Raw genomic sequence first — 15,355 nt, forward strand, 5'->3', positions numbered from 1 at the left:
AAGCTGAATCTATCGAAAGAGGGTATGAATGTGACAACGATAAATAATAAATACAGAAATGGTGATATCAGAGCACCACGAGGTAACACTCTCAGCGCGAAAAGCTGGTTGACTGAAGCCCCTTTACGTATGCTGATGAATAACCTAGATCCTGATGTTGCCGAAAATCCACATGAACTGGTCGTTTATGGCGGTATTGGTCGTGCGGCACGTAATTGGCAGTGCTATGACAAAATTGTTGAAACACTTAAAAATTTAGAGAGTGATGAAACTCTACTGGTCCAATCTGGCAAGCCCGTTGGCGTCTTTAAAACCCATGAAAATGCCCCTCGCGTATTAATCGCAAACTCAAACCTTGTACCACATTGGGCTAACTGGGAACACTTTAACGAATTGGATGCGAAAGGGTTGGCAATGTATGGTCAAATGACGGCGGGTAGCTGGATTTACATTGGTAGCCAAGGCATTGTTCAAGGGACTTATGAAACTTTCGTTGAAGCAGGGCGCCAACATTATAATGGTGACTTAACTGGGCGCTGGGTACTCACGGCAGGGTTAGGCGGTATGGGCGGGGCGCAGCCGTTAGCAGCAACACTCGCGGGTGCCTGTTCACTGAATATCGAATGTCAACAAAGCCGTATTGATTTTCGCTTGCGTACCCGTTATGTGGATGAGCAAGCGACCGATCTGGATGATGCATTGGCGCGTATCAAAAAATACACCTCGGAAGGGAAAGCTGTATCAATCGCCTTATGTGCTAACGCGGCTGAAATCTTACCAGAGTTAGTGAAACGTGGCGTTCGCCCAGATATGGTTACCGACCAAACGAGTGCTCACGATCCTCTCAATGGTTATTTACCTGTTGGGATGAGTTGGGAAGAGTATCGCGAGCGTAGCGTGAAAGATCCTGAAGGCACAGCGAAAGCAGCAAAAGCATCGATGGCTGAACATGTTAAAGCGATGCTCGCCTTCCAAAAACAAGGCATTCCAACATTTGATTATGGTAACAATATCCGTCAAATGGCCCTTGAAATGGGCGTCAAAAATGCTTTTGATTTCCCTGGGTTTGTACCTGCTTATATTCGCCCATTATTCTGTCGCGGTATTGGTCCTTTCCGCTGGGTGGCGTTATCCGGTGATCCTGAAGATATTTATAAAACAGATGCAAAAGTAAAACAGCTTTTACCTGACGATAAGCATTTACATCGTTGGTTAGATATGGCGCGTGAACGTATCAGTTTCCAAGGCTTACCCGCACGTATTTGTTGGGTTGGCTTGGGGGATAGGGCGAAATTAGGTTTAGCTTTTAATGAAATGGTAAGAAGCGGTGAAGTTTCAGCGCCGATCGTGATTGGTCGAGATCACCTTGATTCAGGATCAGTTGCCAGCCCAAACCGCGAAACAGAAGCGATGAAAGATGGTTCAGATGCCGTCTCTGATTGGCCTTTACTGAATGCCTTATTGAATACAGCAAGTGGAGCAACATGGGTTTCATTACACCATGGTGGAGGGGTCGGTATGGGCTTCTCTCAACATTCAGGGGTGGTGATTGTGTGCGATGGCACTGATGAAGCTGCTGAGCGGATTGCTCGTGTTCTACACAATGACCCAGCGACAGGTGTCATGCGCCACGCTGATGCGGGTTATGATATAGCGATTCAGTGCGCACAAGAAAAAAATCTTAACCTACCGATGTTAAAAACACGCTAAGAGGAGCCGGGCATGACTAAGTTAACTATCCATCCAGGAAAAATGTCACTGAATGATTTGCGTATTGTGCTTGCACAGTCTGTAACGGTTGCTCTCGATAAACGCTCTCATTTGGCAATCGAAAAAAGTGTGGCAACGGTAAATAAGATTATTGCTGAAGATAAGACGGCATACGGTATTAATACAGGATTCGGTTTATTAGCCAATACCCGAATCGCTGCAAAAGATCTGCAATCGCTGCAACGCTCTATTGTGATGTCACATGCAGCGGGCGTGGGTGAACCGCTTGATGACGAATTGGTTCGTCTGATTATGGTTTTAAAAATTAATAGTTTAGCTCGTGGCTTCTCTGGTATTCGATTAGAAGTGATTGAAGCCCTAATCGCGTTAGTGAATCACCAAGTTTATCCCTTTATTCCTGCTAAAGGTTCAGTTGGTGCTTCTGGTGATTTAGCACCTTTAGCGCATATGAGTTTGCTGCTACTTGGTGAAGGGAAAGCACGCTATCAAGGTAAATGGCTCAGCGCTAAATCGGCACTTGAAAAAGCAGGGCTAAAACCGTTGAAACTGGAAGCGAAAGAAGGTCTAGCACTATTAAACGGCACCCAAGTATCAACGGCGTTTGCGCTAAAAGGGTTATTTGAAGCTGAGAACTTACTGCTAAGCGGTATTGTTTGTGGCTCTCTGAGTGTGGAAGCGGCATTGGGGTCACGCAAACCATTTGATGCGCGCGTCCACGAGGTGCGTGGTCAAAAAGGGCAAATTGATGTTGCAAGACTATTTCGTGAGGTGTTAACACCAACGAGTGAGTTGGCTCAATCTCATGAAAATTGCGTTAAAGTACAAGACCCTTATTCGTTACGTTGCCAGCCTCAAGTGATGGGGGCCTGTTTGACGCAAATTCGTCAAGCGGCTGAGGTAATTTTAATCGAGTCGAATGCTGTTTCTGACAACCCATTAGTCTTTACTGATAATGGTGACATTATCTCTGGCGGTAACTTCCACGCGGAGCCAGTGGCAATGGCTGCGGACAACATCGCGCTTGCTTTAGCCGAAATCGGTGCACTGTCTGAACGACGTATTGCGTTATTGATGGATACGCACATGTCTCAATTGCCACCATTCCTCGTTAATAATGGCGGGGTCAACTCTGGTTTTATGATTGCTCAGGTAACTGCGGCAGCATTGGCGAGTGAAAATAAAGCATTAGCACATCCATCCAGTGTTGATAGTTTACCGACCTCGGCAAACCAAGAGGACCATGTCTCTATGGCGCCAGCAGCAGGCCGCCGCTTGTGGGAAATGGCAAAAAATGTGACAGGCATTTTAGCCATTGAATGGTTATCGGCATGTCAAGGGATCGACTTTCGTGAGGGCTTAAAATCAAGCGAGGTATTAGAAAAAGCCCGTCACATATTGCGTGATAAAGTCGCGTATTATGATAAAGACCGCTATTTTGCCCCTGATATTGATGCGGCAATTCAGCTCATTACGGAACAAAAGCTATCAACATTGTTCCCTGAAAACTCGGTTTTTCCTAAATAATACATCACGCAAATAATAAGCGGTCGGCAATGTATCGGCCGCTTGTAGTATTTATCTGCACGACCATTATTAAAAATAGTACCCATTAATCTTCAAGCGACATGAGAGATAGATATCTGTCTGTCACCTTAGTGAGCTAGTGTCTACTCATCATTCTGATAAGTGGCTTGAATGATTTAGGGTATATAAAAAACGAAGGATAAATCATGCAAAGCACAACAAAACTTACGCGTGGACTTTCTGCGCGTCACATCCGGTTTATGGCCCTCGGGGCAGCGATTGGTACAGGTCTTTTTTATGGTTCAGCAAAAGCGATTGAGACGGCAGGCCCTGCGGTTTTAATTGCTTATATTATTGGTGGCGCGGCGGTTTTTATGGTGATGCGCGCCCTAGGGGAAATGGCGGTACATAACCCCCTTGCTGGCTCCTTCTCACAGTATGCAAGTCACTATTTAGGTCCACGAGCAGGTTTTTTTGCTGGTTGGACATATGTTTTTGAAATGCTCATTGTCTGCTTAGCAGACGTCACCGCATTTGGTTTTTATATGAAGCTCTGGTTTCCTGAGGTCGCTCAGTGGATCTGGGTTTTGAGTATCATCTGTTTTATCGGGGCAATTAACCTTTGTCATGTAAAAGTATTTGGTGAAATGGAGTTCTGGCTCTCTATCATCAAAATTGTTGCAATTATCGCGATGATCATCGGCGGTGCGGCGATTATGGTGTTTGGCTTTGGGCAAGCCTCTGAGCATGCAGTCGGTATTACAAACCTATTTGAGCACGGTGGCTTTATGCCAAATGGGATCGGAGGGGTTATCGCATCGTTTGCCGTGGTAATGTTCGCCTTTGGGGGCATTGAAGTCATTGGTATTACGGCAAGTGAAGCTAAAAATCCTGACGTAACAATTCCTCGTGCTATCAATGCGGTACCAATTCGTATCCTACTCTTTTATGTCTTAACTTTATTTGTCTTAATGTGTATCTACCCTTGGAATCAAATTGGTCACCAAGGCAGTCCATTCGTACAAATTTTTGATAGCCTAGGCATTGCATCGGCCGCAAACATTTTGAACGTGGTAGTGATCACCGCAGCAATCTCCGCTATCAACAGTGACATCTTTGGGGCGGGCCGTATGATGTATGGTATGGCACACGAAGGGCAGGCGCCGAAAGTATTCACTAAACTGACCAAAAATGGTGTGCCATGGATGACCGTACTGGTGATGTCAATTATTTTGCTGGTTGGGGTGGTATTGAATTATCTGATCCCTGAAAAAGTGTTCTTAGTGATTGCATCGATTGCAACCTTTGCCACGATTTGGGTATGGCTGATGATCTTGGTATCACAGGTAGCCATGCGCCGCAAAATGACGCCAGAGCAGGTGAGTAAACTGAAATTCCCTGTACCATTATGGCCAGTTGGTCCAGCACTTGCCATCATATTTATGCTATTTATCTTTGGGGTACTCGGTTATTTTGAAGATACACGTATTGCTTTATATGTGGGTATTGTTTGGTTGGTGATTTTAGCCGTCGTTTATGCACTGTGGGTTAAACAACCCAATGCGGAGACTGACGTAAATTACAACGCTGAGTCGGTAGAATAACGACTTATCCTAAGAGGCCTCCAGTTTAAACAGGGGGCCTCTTGACATTAAATAGCTTCCCCTCTGTTTTCCTCGCGATTTTATTGTATTAATCTGCTGATTTGTGTCTCACTTCGTGGCAAACTTGAACACTTTCGATATACAGTCTGGAGAAACCCTTCTTGGAAAAGATCTTCGTTGATGAAGCTGTTGCTGAGCTTCATACCATTCAGGACATTTTACGTTGGACAATGAGCCGCTTTAATGCTGCCAATGTTTATTATGGTCACGGTACTGATAATGCATGGGATGAAGCGTTACAATTAGTGCTACCAACGCTTTACTTACCTCTTGATGTACCGGATGAACTATTGACCTCGCGCCTGACTCCAACGGAGCGTCATCGTATCATTGAACGTGTATTGCGTCGTATTAATGAGCGTGTTCCAGTGGCTTACCTGACTAACTGTTCGTGGTTCTGTGGACATGAGTTCTATGTGGATGAGCGTGTATTAATTCCTCGTTCACCAATTGGAGAGCTTATCAACAACCATTTTGTTGGCTTGTTGGCTGATGAGCCGCGAACGATACTTGATATGTGTACAGGGAGTGGCTGTATCGCAATCGCCTGTGCGTATGAATTCCCTGAAGCGGAAGTGGATGCGGTCGATATCTCGACCGATGTGCTTGCCGTTACTGAACACAATATTGCGAATCATGGTTTAGAGCACCGCGTTATTCCTATCCGCTCTGATCTGTTTAGGGATATGCCTGACGTTAAGTATGATTTAATTGTGACTAATCCACCTTATGTTGATGCTGAGGATATGGATGATTTACCGGAAGAGTTCCGCGTTGAGCCTGAATTGGCGCTAGCGGCGGGAAGCGATGGTTTAAAATTGGTGCGTCGTATTTTAGCAAATGCACCACGCTTTCTGAGTGATGAGGGTGTATTGATCTGCGAAGTCGGTAACAGTATGGTACATCTGATTGAACAATACCCAGAAATTCCCTTTATTTGGTTAGAGTTTGAGTATGGTGGTGATGGAGTATTTATGTTGACGCGTGAGCAATTAGTTGAACATCATGCTCATTTTCAACTTTATATTGATTAAGAAAATATTGCGCGGCATTCTAATCAACCACAACATCAAAATAACAATCATGAAATATTAATTAGGAATTTGGTATGGCAGGAAATTCAATAGGGCAACTGTTTCGGGTTACCACTTTTGGGGAATCTCATGGCTTGGCTTTGGGGTGCATCATTGATGGTGTGCCACCAGGGCTAGCATTAACAGAAGCCGATCTACAAGGGGATCTTGACCGCCGCCGTCCGGGAACGTCTCGTTATACTACTGCACGTCGAGAGCCTGATCAGGTCAAAATTCTATCTGGGGTATTTAATGGTGTCACTACGGGAACCAGCATAGGCCTATTGATTGAAAATACCGATCAACGTTCTCAAGACTACAGCGCAATTAAAGATGTCTTTAGACCAGGGCACGCAGATTATACCTACGAACAAAAATATGGTCAGCGCGACTACCGTGGAGGCGGGCGCTCTTCTGCTCGTGAAACGGCTATGCGTGTTGCGGCTGGAGCAATCGCTAAAAAATACCTACAAGAAAAATTGGGGATCACGATACGTGCCTGTTTGACACAAATGGGGCCAGTGAAATGTGAAATCAAAGATTGGTCTATTGTTGAGCAAAACCCTTTTTTCAGCCCTGACCCTAGTCAATTAGAAGCGCTAGATGAGTTACTAAGAGGGCTAAAAAAAGAGGGAGATTCGATTGGCGCGAAAGTGACTGTCGTGGCTGAGAATGTACCAGCAGGATTGGGAGAGCCTGTATTTGACCGCTTAGATGCAGATATTGCTCATGCTTTAATGAGTATTAATGCTGTTAAAGGGGTTGAAATTGGGGATGGTTTTGGAGTAATTGGCCTGAAAGGGAGTGAAAACCGCGATGAAATCACTCGCGAGGGCTTCACTTCAAACCACGCTGGGGGAATTTTAGGGGGGATAAGTAGCAGCCAACCTATTATTGCGCATATCGCGATGAAGCCAACCTCCAGTATTACCGTTTCAGGTAAAACGCTAAATCGTGATGGTGAAGAAGTCGAAATGATCACCAAAGGTCGACATGACCCTTGTGTTGGTATTCGAGCCGTACCTATTGCAGAAGCAATGATGGCGATTGTATTGATGGACCACTATTTGCGTCACCGTGGGCAATGTGCTGATGTTATACCCACAATGAAACCATTTTCAGGATTGTCGTAAAGAGTGCGTAAGGGGGCATCGTCTCCCTTATTGTTAATATGAAGGTTTGGATGACGCCTCCTTAAAAATACCTCATCTGGGCAGTGATACTCTGTGGGCTTGTATTTGTTTATCAGCGGCAGAGTAGATTACGTATCGCCGTAATGGCAATTCTGTTACTTGGATTAAAAATGGATTGGCTGACTGTTGTTGCACCTGAAATTTATTTATTACTTTTCTGTGTTGCATTGTTCGCGGGATTTATTGACTCCATAGCTGGCGGCGGGGGGTTATTAACCATCCCTGCATTACTTTCTGTCGGTATAACGCCTGTTGAGGCACTTGCAACTAACAAACTCCAAGCAGTTGGAGGTTCGTTCTCATCGTCACTCTATTTTGTTCGACGTAAAGCGATTAACTTACGAGAGCAAATGTTCCCCTTTATCATGACGATCATTGGTGCCATGTTAGGCGCTATCTTGATCCAAATGATTAATACGGATTTTCTCAAACAGCTTTTGCCTATCATGGTTATCTGCGTTGGCCTGTACTTTTTGTTAACACCGTCAATTGGTGCACAAGATCGTAAGCAACGTATTAGTATGCCTGTTTTTGGGGTTGCTGTTGGTATGACGATGGGTTTTTATGATGGCGCATTTGGGCCGGGAACTGGGTCATTTTTAGCATTAGGCTATGTGTTATTGTTGGGGTATAACCTTGCTAAAGCGACTGCCCATGCTAAGTTACTGAACTTTGCCTCAAATTTTGGCTCTTTAATATTTTTTATTATCGGAGGTCATGTTCTTTGGGTGCTCGGTTTTGTTATGCTTATCGGCCAAATGGTTGGCGCAAGACTAGGCGCTCGCTTGGTGTTAACGAAAGGGCAAAAATTGATCAGGCCAATGATTGTGATCATCTCTTTGCTGATGAGTATTAAATTGCTCCATGACAGCCATGGCGATGCTATCAAAGCTTGGGTTGTTTCATTATTTTAAAATGATTTGAATTTCCATGATTAAACATCATTATCAGCAGTTGATTGATATTTTTGAACAGTGCTTTGGCGAAGAGTACAACACCAAATTGGTGAAAGGTGACGATGAGCCAGTTTATTTACCGGCCGATGAGCAAACACCTTATCATCGCATTGTCTTTGCACATGGTTTTTTCACCAGCGCACTGCATGAAATTTCGCATTGGTGCATTGCGGGAGAGGCAAGACGCCAGCAAGTCGATTATGGCTACTGGTATTGCCCCGATGGTCGTGATGAAAAAACGCAATGTGCATTTGAAGTCGTTGAAATCAAACCTCAGGCGTTAGATTGGTTATTTTGTGTAGCGGCTGGCATTCCTTTTAATGTCAGTTGCGACAATCTAGAAGGGGATTTTGAGCCTGACCGTATCGCATTTCAGCGCAAAGTACATGCCCAAGTGATGGAATATTTAGCAAATGGTATTCCTGAAAGGCCATTACGCTTTGTGAACGCGTTACAAACGTTTTACAATACTCCACCACTTTGTGCAGAAGACTTCCCTTATCCGGAAGATATTTTTGCCTAATGACACATTAACGAGAGTAAGGATTAAGCATGCTTGCGGATTTTGAAACACGCATACTGACAAAAATTGATGATATGGTCGAACACGCAAGTGACGATGAATTATTTGCGGGCGGCTATTTGCGTGGGCATCTAACCCTTGCTGTCGCAGAGCTTGAACAAGAGAATGAAACCAGTGTTGATGCACTTTATCAACGTGTTGAAGAGAGTATTCAGCAGGCAATTAAAGGGGGAGAGCTCACCCCACCAGATCAAGTACTGGTTTTAGGTATGTGGAAATCCTTACTGGATGACGTGCGTTAATCACACACTATATTGATTATTAAGAGGAGGAAGCTCCTCTTTTTTATAGGTTTATTTTATGTTTCATATTCGCCAAGCACAGCCGCGCGACGCAAAAAAACTCCCTGCTATCGAGCGCTCTGCCGCGCAAGTCTTTCGTGGTCATCATCAATTTGCTTGGATTGCTGACGATGAAGTGCAATCAGAGCAAGATCATCTACAGTTTATTCAGGACAATAGGGAATGGGTGGCGGTAGATAATGACGATCAGCCCATTGGCTTTATTAATGTCGACAAATTAACGCATAGCCTCCATATTGGTGAAATTTCTGTGTGCCAATCGTGGCAGGGTAAGGGCGTAGGTCGGGCATTAATTCAGCATATTCTCCAATATGCGTTACAACATCACTTTGACTATGTGACGCTAACCACTTTCCGTGAAATCCCTTGGAATGCACCGTATTATCAGCGTTTTGGATTTTCTATCATTGATGAAGAGGCTCTACCCACTGAGCTAGAAGAAATTCTACAACAAGAAATTGATGCTGGGTTTAATGCTGCTGATCGTTGTGCAATGAGGGTTAAAATAGTCCGTCCGAATTAAGATAGCAGTAACTTACTGTTTTTAGACGTTAATAGCCGCATTGAACGAATGCGGCTATTTTTTGCTGTTCATTCATATCGCTTTTTAAGCGATAAAGCGCTCGATATTATTACGTCAATAGAGCACAGGATTCAGTTATTTTATGATGTTTTCTTGTAGCATCACTTTAACTTCACGGCCTTTGAGCAATTTTCTCACCCAAAAGCGGTTAGGGTGCAATGCGGCTAATGTTTCATCATCTAAAGGCAGTGGTTCATTAAAGATTTGTGCGGCGAGTAACTCACCACACAAAGGCGCGGTTGAAAGCCCTCGTGAGCCTAACGCCCCTAAGATAAAGAGATTAGGATAGGTTGGGGCGAGTACAATATTTGCCTGTTTTTCCATCTGTTCAGGTAAATTTTCATAAGCTGCCATTAATTGCGTAAAGTGAGGGATATTCCCCACTAGTGGCATATGGTCGCGGATCACACAGCGGATCCCTTGGCGAGCTTGTTGAGCAGAAACATCAACCTCTTCTGGCCAACTCACATCGGGCAAACTATTGAGCAGTTTTTGGCGATTATCTTGCTGGTCTACTTCACTGTATGCAAAATCTAAGTGGTTACGCTGGTAACTTGCCCCAATACAGTGCTGCTGGTTATTGGGATTTACTGGGGTTAAATAACCTTCATAGCATAATACATTGTTAAGTTGGCTTAATGATGGTGTCGTTGGGATATGACTCACTTGCCCTTTCACGGGGGTCACTGGAAGTTGTTGGGTTTGTTGAAACTGGGTAAGTAAATGACCATTAGCAATGACAACCGTTTGATGCAAATATTGTTGCTGTTTGCCGGAAACATTCGCTGATAAAGTCCACCCTTCCTCAGAATGCTGTAATTGCTCAACATCGTGATTAAAATGAAATTGAACGCCTTTTTCAGCGAGATAGCGCATAAGGCTTTCACATAATTGAGCGGGGCAAAGCCATCCCCCTTTAGCATAATGAATACCAGCATGGTTAACATCAAGACCTGCTAACTTGGTTAACTGCTCACGTGTCTTTGCAGCTGCGAACGCAGCAGGCCACTCAGTTTGCAGCATCGCATCAATCTTTTTGCGGCTTCTTTCATGGTAGGCTAGCTCAGAAACACCGCACCACTGGCTATCAAATGGGATCCCCGATTGGGAAAGATGACGATAAAAGCGGTGCGCATAAGGGAACGCACTGACGAAAAAACGCTCTAGAGGGTTATCACGCCCATTGAGAAGTGGGTAGACCGCCCCTTGGCGGTTGCCAGAAGCATTTTGTGCCACTTGTTGGTCTTTGCAATAGAGCGTGACGTTAGCACCGCGCTGATTTAAGGCATAGGCGGTGGTTAAACTGGCGAGACCTCCGCCTATGATAGCAACATCGGTTGGTATTGCAGCTGGCTGACGAGCGAACCAAGGTGTCATCATTTCGTCATGCTTATCCGCTAAGCTGCCTGTTAACATTTCCCGTTTACGACCAAAACCTTTAATTTTTTTGATAGTGAAACCCGCTTGTTGTAATCCGCGTTTCACAAAACCCGCAGAGGTAAAGGTCGCAAAAGTGCCTCCTTGGCGGGCAAATTTAGCCATTGCAGTGAACAGTTGTTCGCTCCACATTTGTGGGTTTTTAGAAGGTGCAAATCCATCTAAAAACCAAGCATCTATCTTATTGTTTAAATTGCTATTAAGTAGAGGTAATTGTTCATTTACGTCACCAAACCATAAATCAAGAATGATTTCCCCATTTTTTAAGATAATACGTTGGTTACCGGGTAGGGGATCAGGCCATTTTTCACAGAGCATTTGGGAGAGTGGATCTAGCTCAGGCCAACGGCTGTGGGCTGCTTTTAGGTCTTCTTGGCTGAGGGGGTATTTTTCAAAACTGATAAAGTGTAAGCGTTGTAGTTTTGCGTTGGGATGATTTTGCTTAAACTCTTCAAAACATTGGCATAAAGTAAGAAAGTTTAACCCAGTACCAAAGCCTGTTTCGGCAATAACACAGGTTTCAAAAGGATGTGTTTCAAAGCGCGTTGGAAATTGATTTCCTTGTAAAAAAACGTAGCGAGTTTCTTCAAGTCCATCTTGATTAGAAAAATAGACATCATCAAATTGTTCTGATACTGGCGTACCTTCATCATTCCAGCTAAGGCGGGCTGTTTGCACGGCTGACTTTTTCACACTTATGCCTGTTCTTATCCAAATAATCATTGAATTTTAGCGCCGAACAGGCATCAAGGCTACCTTTGAACAAAAATGTTATTATGTTCGATGAAAAAAAAATACAAATATTTACCCTGATCGGACTTGTTCAGCTTACAAGTGTAAGCTAAAGTGACAACCTGTAATCCCGTACTCACATTATTAAAAGACATGAGGTAATGAATGAAGCGTGCAGTCATCACTGGCCTGGGTATTGTTTCCAGTATTGGTAATAACCAGGAAGAAGTACTGGCTTCTCTGAAGGAAGGTCGTTCCGGGATCACTTTCTCAGAAGAATTCAAAGAGGCGGGGCTGCGTAGCCACGTCTGGGGTAATGTAAAAATGGATACTGACGGTCTGATTGATCGTAAGATCCGCCGTTTCATGAGTGATTGCTCAGTTTACGCCTATCTGTCTATGGAGCAGGCAATTAGTGATTCGGGTTTAACAGACGAACAAGTTTCGAATTTACGTACTGGTTTAGTGGTTGGTTCTGGCGGCGGCTCTCCGCGTAACCAAGTTGCTGGCTCTGATGGTATGCGTGCAAAAGGCCTTCGTGGTGTAGGCCCTTACATGGTTACACGAGCTATGGCATCTGGGATCTCAGCTTGCTTAGCAACACCTTTTAAAATTAAAGGGGTGAACTACTCAATCAGCTCTGCTTGCTCCACTTCAGCACACTGTATTGGTCATGCAGTTGAATTGATCCAGTTAGGTAAACAAGACGTTGTATTTGCAGGTGGCGGTGAAGAGCTGAGCTGGGAAATGACCTGTGAATTCGATGCAATGGGTGCATTGTCAACAAAATACAATGATACTCCAAGCAAAGCATCAAGAACCTACGATACTGACCGCGATGGTTTTGTTATTGCAGGTGGCGGTGGTATTGTGGTGGTTGAAGAGCTTGAGCACGCGCTCGCTCGTGGTGCCCATATCTACGCTGAAATTGTTGGTTATGGCGCAACGTCAGATGGTGCGGACATGGTTGCCCCTTCAGGTGAAGGTGCAGTACGTTGCATGCAAATGGCTATGCAAGGCATTGATGGTAAGGTTGATTACATCAATACTCATGGTACTTCTACCCCTGTGGGTGATACGAAAGAGCTCGAAGCGATTCAAGAAGTATTTGGTAATGACTCACCCGCTATTTCTGCCACTAAGGCAATGACAGGGCACTCTTTAGGTGCTGCGGGTGTTCACGAAGCCATTTATAGCTTATTAATGTTAGAGCATGGCTTTATTGCACCAAGTATCAACGTCGAAAACTTAGACCCTAAAGCTCAAGGGCTGAATATTGTTACGAAACCGACAGAGCAAGCATTAGAGACAGTTATGTCTAACAGCTTTGGCTTTGGGGGGACTAACGCAACGTTAGTGATGAGCAAATATAAAGGCTAATTGGTCTTTCACGCTATCAAATTAAAAGCGAGAACTTCGATTCTCGCTTTTTTTATGGTCAATCACCGCCGCCACCGCCACAATCTCCTCCACCTGAATCACCGCCTGAAAAGTGGCCACTATGATTATCGTCAGAACGACTTGTATGATGATGGCTGTCTGAATCACTGCTTGGTGATAAATAGGGCGGATGTGATGATGATGTATTTGACGGAAAACGGAACACATCTTTTTTAATATTAATCACTTTTGCTTTGTTATCCACTACGCCAATTGTAATGACACTGACATTCTTAGTGAGGCGTAGTACCAATTTGCCATCGCAATACAGATGGACTTTACCAACCGCCTTCGCTAATAGCTCACCATTATCTTTATACGTTATTGTGGCAGGGTACTCGCTACTGATTTGGTATAGGTTATTGAATACAGTCACAAATTGATTATGATGAAGTGGCTTAGGCTGCCATTTAAAAAAAGCTTGTAACAATTTAAGCATAACAAATAATGTCGTCTAAGAGTGCTCACTGAGTATAAATAGGTAAAGGGAACATTGGCTGACTTGCTGAATGTTTAACGCCTTGTACTAAATACAATGTGATGCTCAGTAATAAAAAATGCCCCTAACTACCGGTCGGGGCAAAGTTTACAGAGAAATCGATGAGATAATATAAGCTTAATCCGAGAGGGTGGATGGTTGGTGTTGGCGCTTTTTACGTATTAATTTAATAATTGGTGGTAGAGCGAGAACAAGTACAGCCATTACCAGTAAGCATTGAGAAATCGAACTACTCCAAAGAATATCGAAATCACCATTACTGATAGATAAAGAGCGACGTAAATTTTGTTCCAACATCTCGCCAAGAACAAAGCCAAGGATCAACGGCGATAATGGGAAATTCATTTTCCGTAGGATATAGCCAAATATGCCAAGTCCCATCATGAGTAGTAAGTCAAATGTAGTACTGTGAACCGCGTATACTCCAACGGCTGATATGGTGGCGATTGTCGGTACTAAGAACCAAAGTGGCACAGAGAGCATGCGTGTGAATAGCCCAATTAATGGAATATTCATGATCAATAAAACGATATTGGCTATCAACAATGCCGCGACTAATCCCCACACAATATCCGGTTGTTCCGTGAACATGCCAGGACCTGGAGTAATGTTATACAGTGTTAATGCGCCCATCATAACGGCGGTCGTACCTGAACCGGGAACACCAAGGGTCAACATCGGGATAAATGAGCCACAGGCTGAAGCATTATTAGCGGCTTCCGGCGCTGCAACACCTCGTACATCACCGTTACCAAACTGGTTGTTAGCCCCACTGATTTTTTTCTCTGTCATATAGGTGATAGCACTGGCGATGGTAGCACCCGCGCCGGGGAGGACACCGACAAAAAAACCGATAAAAGAGGAGCGTAACGTAGGACCAGCACAAGCTTTAGCTTCTTTACGATTGAACAGCATACGGCCTGTTTTACGGATCAGCCCTTGGCCTGTTGCAGTTCCTTCTAACATCAATAGAATTTCACTAACGGAAAATAGCCCAATAACGAGCACAATAAATTGGATGCCATCCGATAAATTGACACTATTGAAAGTAAAGCGGTACTCACCAGAGTTTGCATCAACACCCACCGTGGCGAATGCGAGGCCAATTAATGCAGCCAGTAGGGATTTAACTGGGTTTTGGCTCATCATACTGCCAAGGCACGCGATGGCAAATACCATGAGCGCAAAGTATTCGGCGGGGCCGAACGCCAGCGCCCATTGTGCAAGTAATGGGGCGAATAGAATGATCCCGAAGATAGCGATAGTAGAGCCGATAAAGGAACTTACCGCTGAAATTGATAACGCCACCCCACCTTTACCCTGTTTTGCCATAGGGTAGCCATCAAGGGTTGTCATAATCGCGGCAGCATCACCGGGCACGTTTAATAAAATAGACGAGATTCGACCGCCATATTCACAGCCTAGGTAGACGGTTGCCAACAATATTAAAGCCGATTCAGCAGGCAGTTTAAGGGCAAAAGCGAGCGGTAAAAGTATTGCAACGCCGTTTACTGGCCCTAATCCAGGCAACATACCGACAACCGTACCAATAAAGCAACCGATAAGTGCGATCACTAGGTTTTGTGGAATTAGTGCCACTTCAAAGCCTTGTGAAAGGTACATCCAAGTTTCCATGGC

Annotated in this window: 13 protein-coding genes; 10 read left to right on the forward strand and 3 right to left on the reverse strand. The window is 44.4% G+C overall.

What is annotated here, in order from left to right:
- The first annotated feature begins 24 nt into the window (after positions 1 to 24).
- The 9 genes from hutU to PR699_RS15735 all read left to right on the forward strand — a co-directional run bounded on the left by hutU (position 25) and on the right by PR699_RS15735 (position 9,549).
- Positions 25 to 1,710, forward strand: a complete 1,686-nt coding sequence (gene hutU, locus PR699_RS15695; protein WP_004921233.1) for a urocanate hydratase — start codon at positions 25 to 27, stop codon at positions 1,708 to 1,710.
- A 12-nt stretch (positions 1,711 to 1,722) separates the two neighbouring features.
- Positions 1,723 to 3,255, forward strand: coding sequence for a histidine ammonia-lyase (gene hutH, locus PR699_RS15700; protein WP_014656288.1), 1,533 nt, complete (start codon positions 1,723 to 1,725; stop codon positions 3,253 to 3,255).
- A 206-nt stretch (positions 3,256 to 3,461) separates the two neighbouring features.
- Positions 3,462 to 4,859, forward strand: coding sequence for an amino acid permease (locus PR699_RS15705; protein WP_014656287.1), 1,398 nt, complete (start codon positions 3,462 to 3,464; stop codon positions 4,857 to 4,859).
- Positions 4,860 to 5,020: 161 nt separating this feature from the next.
- The gene (gene prmB, locus PR699_RS15710; protein ID WP_004921227.1) at positions 5,021 to 5,953 is read left to right on the forward strand and encodes a 50S ribosomal protein L3 N(5)-glutamine methyltransferase; all 933 of its coding nucleotides are present in this window, start codon (positions 5,021 to 5,023) and stop codon (positions 5,951 to 5,953) included.
- Between the two features lie 74 nt (positions 5,954 to 6,027).
- Positions 6,028 to 7,125 carry a chorismate synthase gene (gene aroC / locus PR699_RS15715; protein ID WP_004921225.1) on the forward strand — a complete coding sequence of 366 codons (1,098 nt, stop codon included), beginning with the start codon at positions 6,028 to 6,030 and terminating at the stop codon, positions 7,123 to 7,125.
- A gap of 170 nt (positions 7,126 to 7,295) precedes the next feature.
- Complete coding sequence (locus PR699_RS15720; RefSeq protein ID WP_014656286.1) at positions 7,296 to 8,099, forward strand: TSUP family transporter; 804 nt, start codon at positions 7,296 to 7,298, stop codon at positions 8,097 to 8,099.
- Positions 8,100 to 8,115: 16 nt separating this feature from the next.
- Complete coding sequence (locus tag PR699_RS15725; RefSeq protein ID WP_014656285.1) at positions 8,116 to 8,664, forward strand: elongation factor P hydroxylase; 549 nt, start codon at positions 8,116 to 8,118, stop codon at positions 8,662 to 8,664.
- Between the two features lie 29 nt (positions 8,665 to 8,693).
- On the forward strand, positions 8,694 to 8,966 hold the full coding sequence (locus PR699_RS15730) for a YfcL family protein (RefSeq protein WP_004921219.1): 273 nt from the start codon (positions 8,694 to 8,696) through the stop codon (positions 8,964 to 8,966).
- Between the two features lie 58 nt (positions 8,967 to 9,024).
- Positions 9,025 to 9,549: a GNAT family N-acetyltransferase gene (locus PR699_RS15735; protein ID WP_014656284.1), complete on the forward strand. Its 525-nt coding sequence runs from the start codon at positions 9,025 to 9,027 to the stop codon at positions 9,547 to 9,549.
- A 135-nt stretch (positions 9,550 to 9,684) separates the two neighbouring features.
- Here the strand turns inward: PR699_RS15735 and mnmC are convergent, their stop codons facing one another.
- Entirely contained in the window at positions 9,685 to 11,739 is a 2,055-nt protein-coding gene (gene mnmC / locus PR699_RS15740; RefSeq protein WP_202799685.1) for a bifunctional tRNA (5-methylaminomethyl-2-thiouridine)(34)-methyltransferase MnmD/FAD-dependent 5-carboxymethylaminomethyl-2-thiouridine(34) oxidoreductase MnmC, read from the reverse strand.
- A 204-nt stretch (positions 11,740 to 11,943) separates the two neighbouring features.
- On the opposite strand from mnmC, the gene fabB reads away from it, so the two are divergent.
- Positions 11,944 to 13,158, forward strand: a complete 1,215-nt coding sequence (gene fabB / locus PR699_RS15745) for a beta-ketoacyl-ACP synthase I (RefSeq protein WP_004921214.1) — start codon at positions 11,944 to 11,946, stop codon at positions 13,156 to 13,158.
- Between the two features lie 58 nt (positions 13,159 to 13,216).
- On the opposite strand, the gene PR699_RS15750 is transcribed toward fabB, so the two are convergent.
- The gene (locus PR699_RS15750) at positions 13,217 to 13,657 is read right to left on the reverse strand and encodes a hypothetical protein (RefSeq protein WP_014656282.1); all 441 of its coding nucleotides are present in this window, start codon (positions 13,655 to 13,657) and stop codon (positions 13,217 to 13,219) included.
- Between the two features lie 177 nt (positions 13,658 to 13,834).
- Positions 13,835 to 15,352, reverse strand: a complete 1,518-nt coding sequence (locus PR699_RS15755) for a tripartite tricarboxylate transporter permease (protein ID WP_004921210.1) — start codon at positions 15,350 to 15,352, stop codon at positions 13,835 to 13,837.
- Positions 15,353 to 15,355: the final 3 nt, after the last annotated feature.

The organism is Providencia sp. PROV268, from assembly GCF_028477805.1.
GTDB lineage: Bacteria > Pseudomonadota > Gammaproteobacteria > Enterobacterales > Enterobacteriaceae > Providencia > Providencia stuartii.

Excerpts from the sequence above, each read along its gene's own strand:
- hutU (WP_004921233.1), top strand. The coding sequence starts at position 25 with ATGAATGTGACAACGATAAATAATAAATACAGAAATGGTGATATCAGA.
- hutH (WP_014656288.1), top strand. The coding sequence starts at position 1,723 with ATGACTAAGTTAACTATCCATCCAGGAAAAATGTCACTGAATGATTTG.
- PR699_RS15705 (WP_014656287.1), top strand. The coding sequence starts at position 3,462 with ATGCAAAGCACAACAAAACTTACGCGTGGACTTTCTGCGCGTCACATC.
- aroC (WP_004921225.1), top strand. The coding sequence starts at position 6,028 with ATGGCAGGAAATTCAATAGGGCAACTGTTTCGGGTTACCACTTTTGGG.
- PR699_RS15720 (WP_014656286.1), top strand. The coding sequence starts at position 7,296 with ATGGATTGGCTGACTGTTGTTGCACCTGAAATTTATTTATTACTTTTC.
- PR699_RS15725 (WP_014656285.1), top strand. The coding sequence starts at position 8,116 with ATGATTAAACATCATTATCAGCAGTTGATTGATATTTTTGAACAGTGC.
- PR699_RS15730 (WP_004921219.1), top strand. The coding sequence starts at position 8,694 with ATGCTTGCGGATTTTGAAACACGCATACTGACAAAAATTGATGATATG.
- PR699_RS15735 (WP_014656284.1), top strand. The coding sequence starts at position 9,025 with ATGTTTCATATTCGCCAAGCACAGCCGCGCGACGCAAAAAAACTCCCT.
- fabB (WP_004921214.1), top strand. The coding sequence starts at position 11,944 with ATGAAGCGTGCAGTCATCACTGGCCTGGGTATTGTTTCCAGTATTGGT.
- PR699_RS15750 (WP_014656282.1), bottom strand. The coding sequence starts at position 13,657 with ATGCTTAAATTGTTACAAGCTTTTTTTAAATGGCAGCCTAAGCCACTT.
- PR699_RS15755 (WP_004921210.1), bottom strand. The coding sequence starts at position 15,352 with ATGGAAACTTGGATGTACCTTTCACAAGGCTTTGAAGTGGCACTAATT.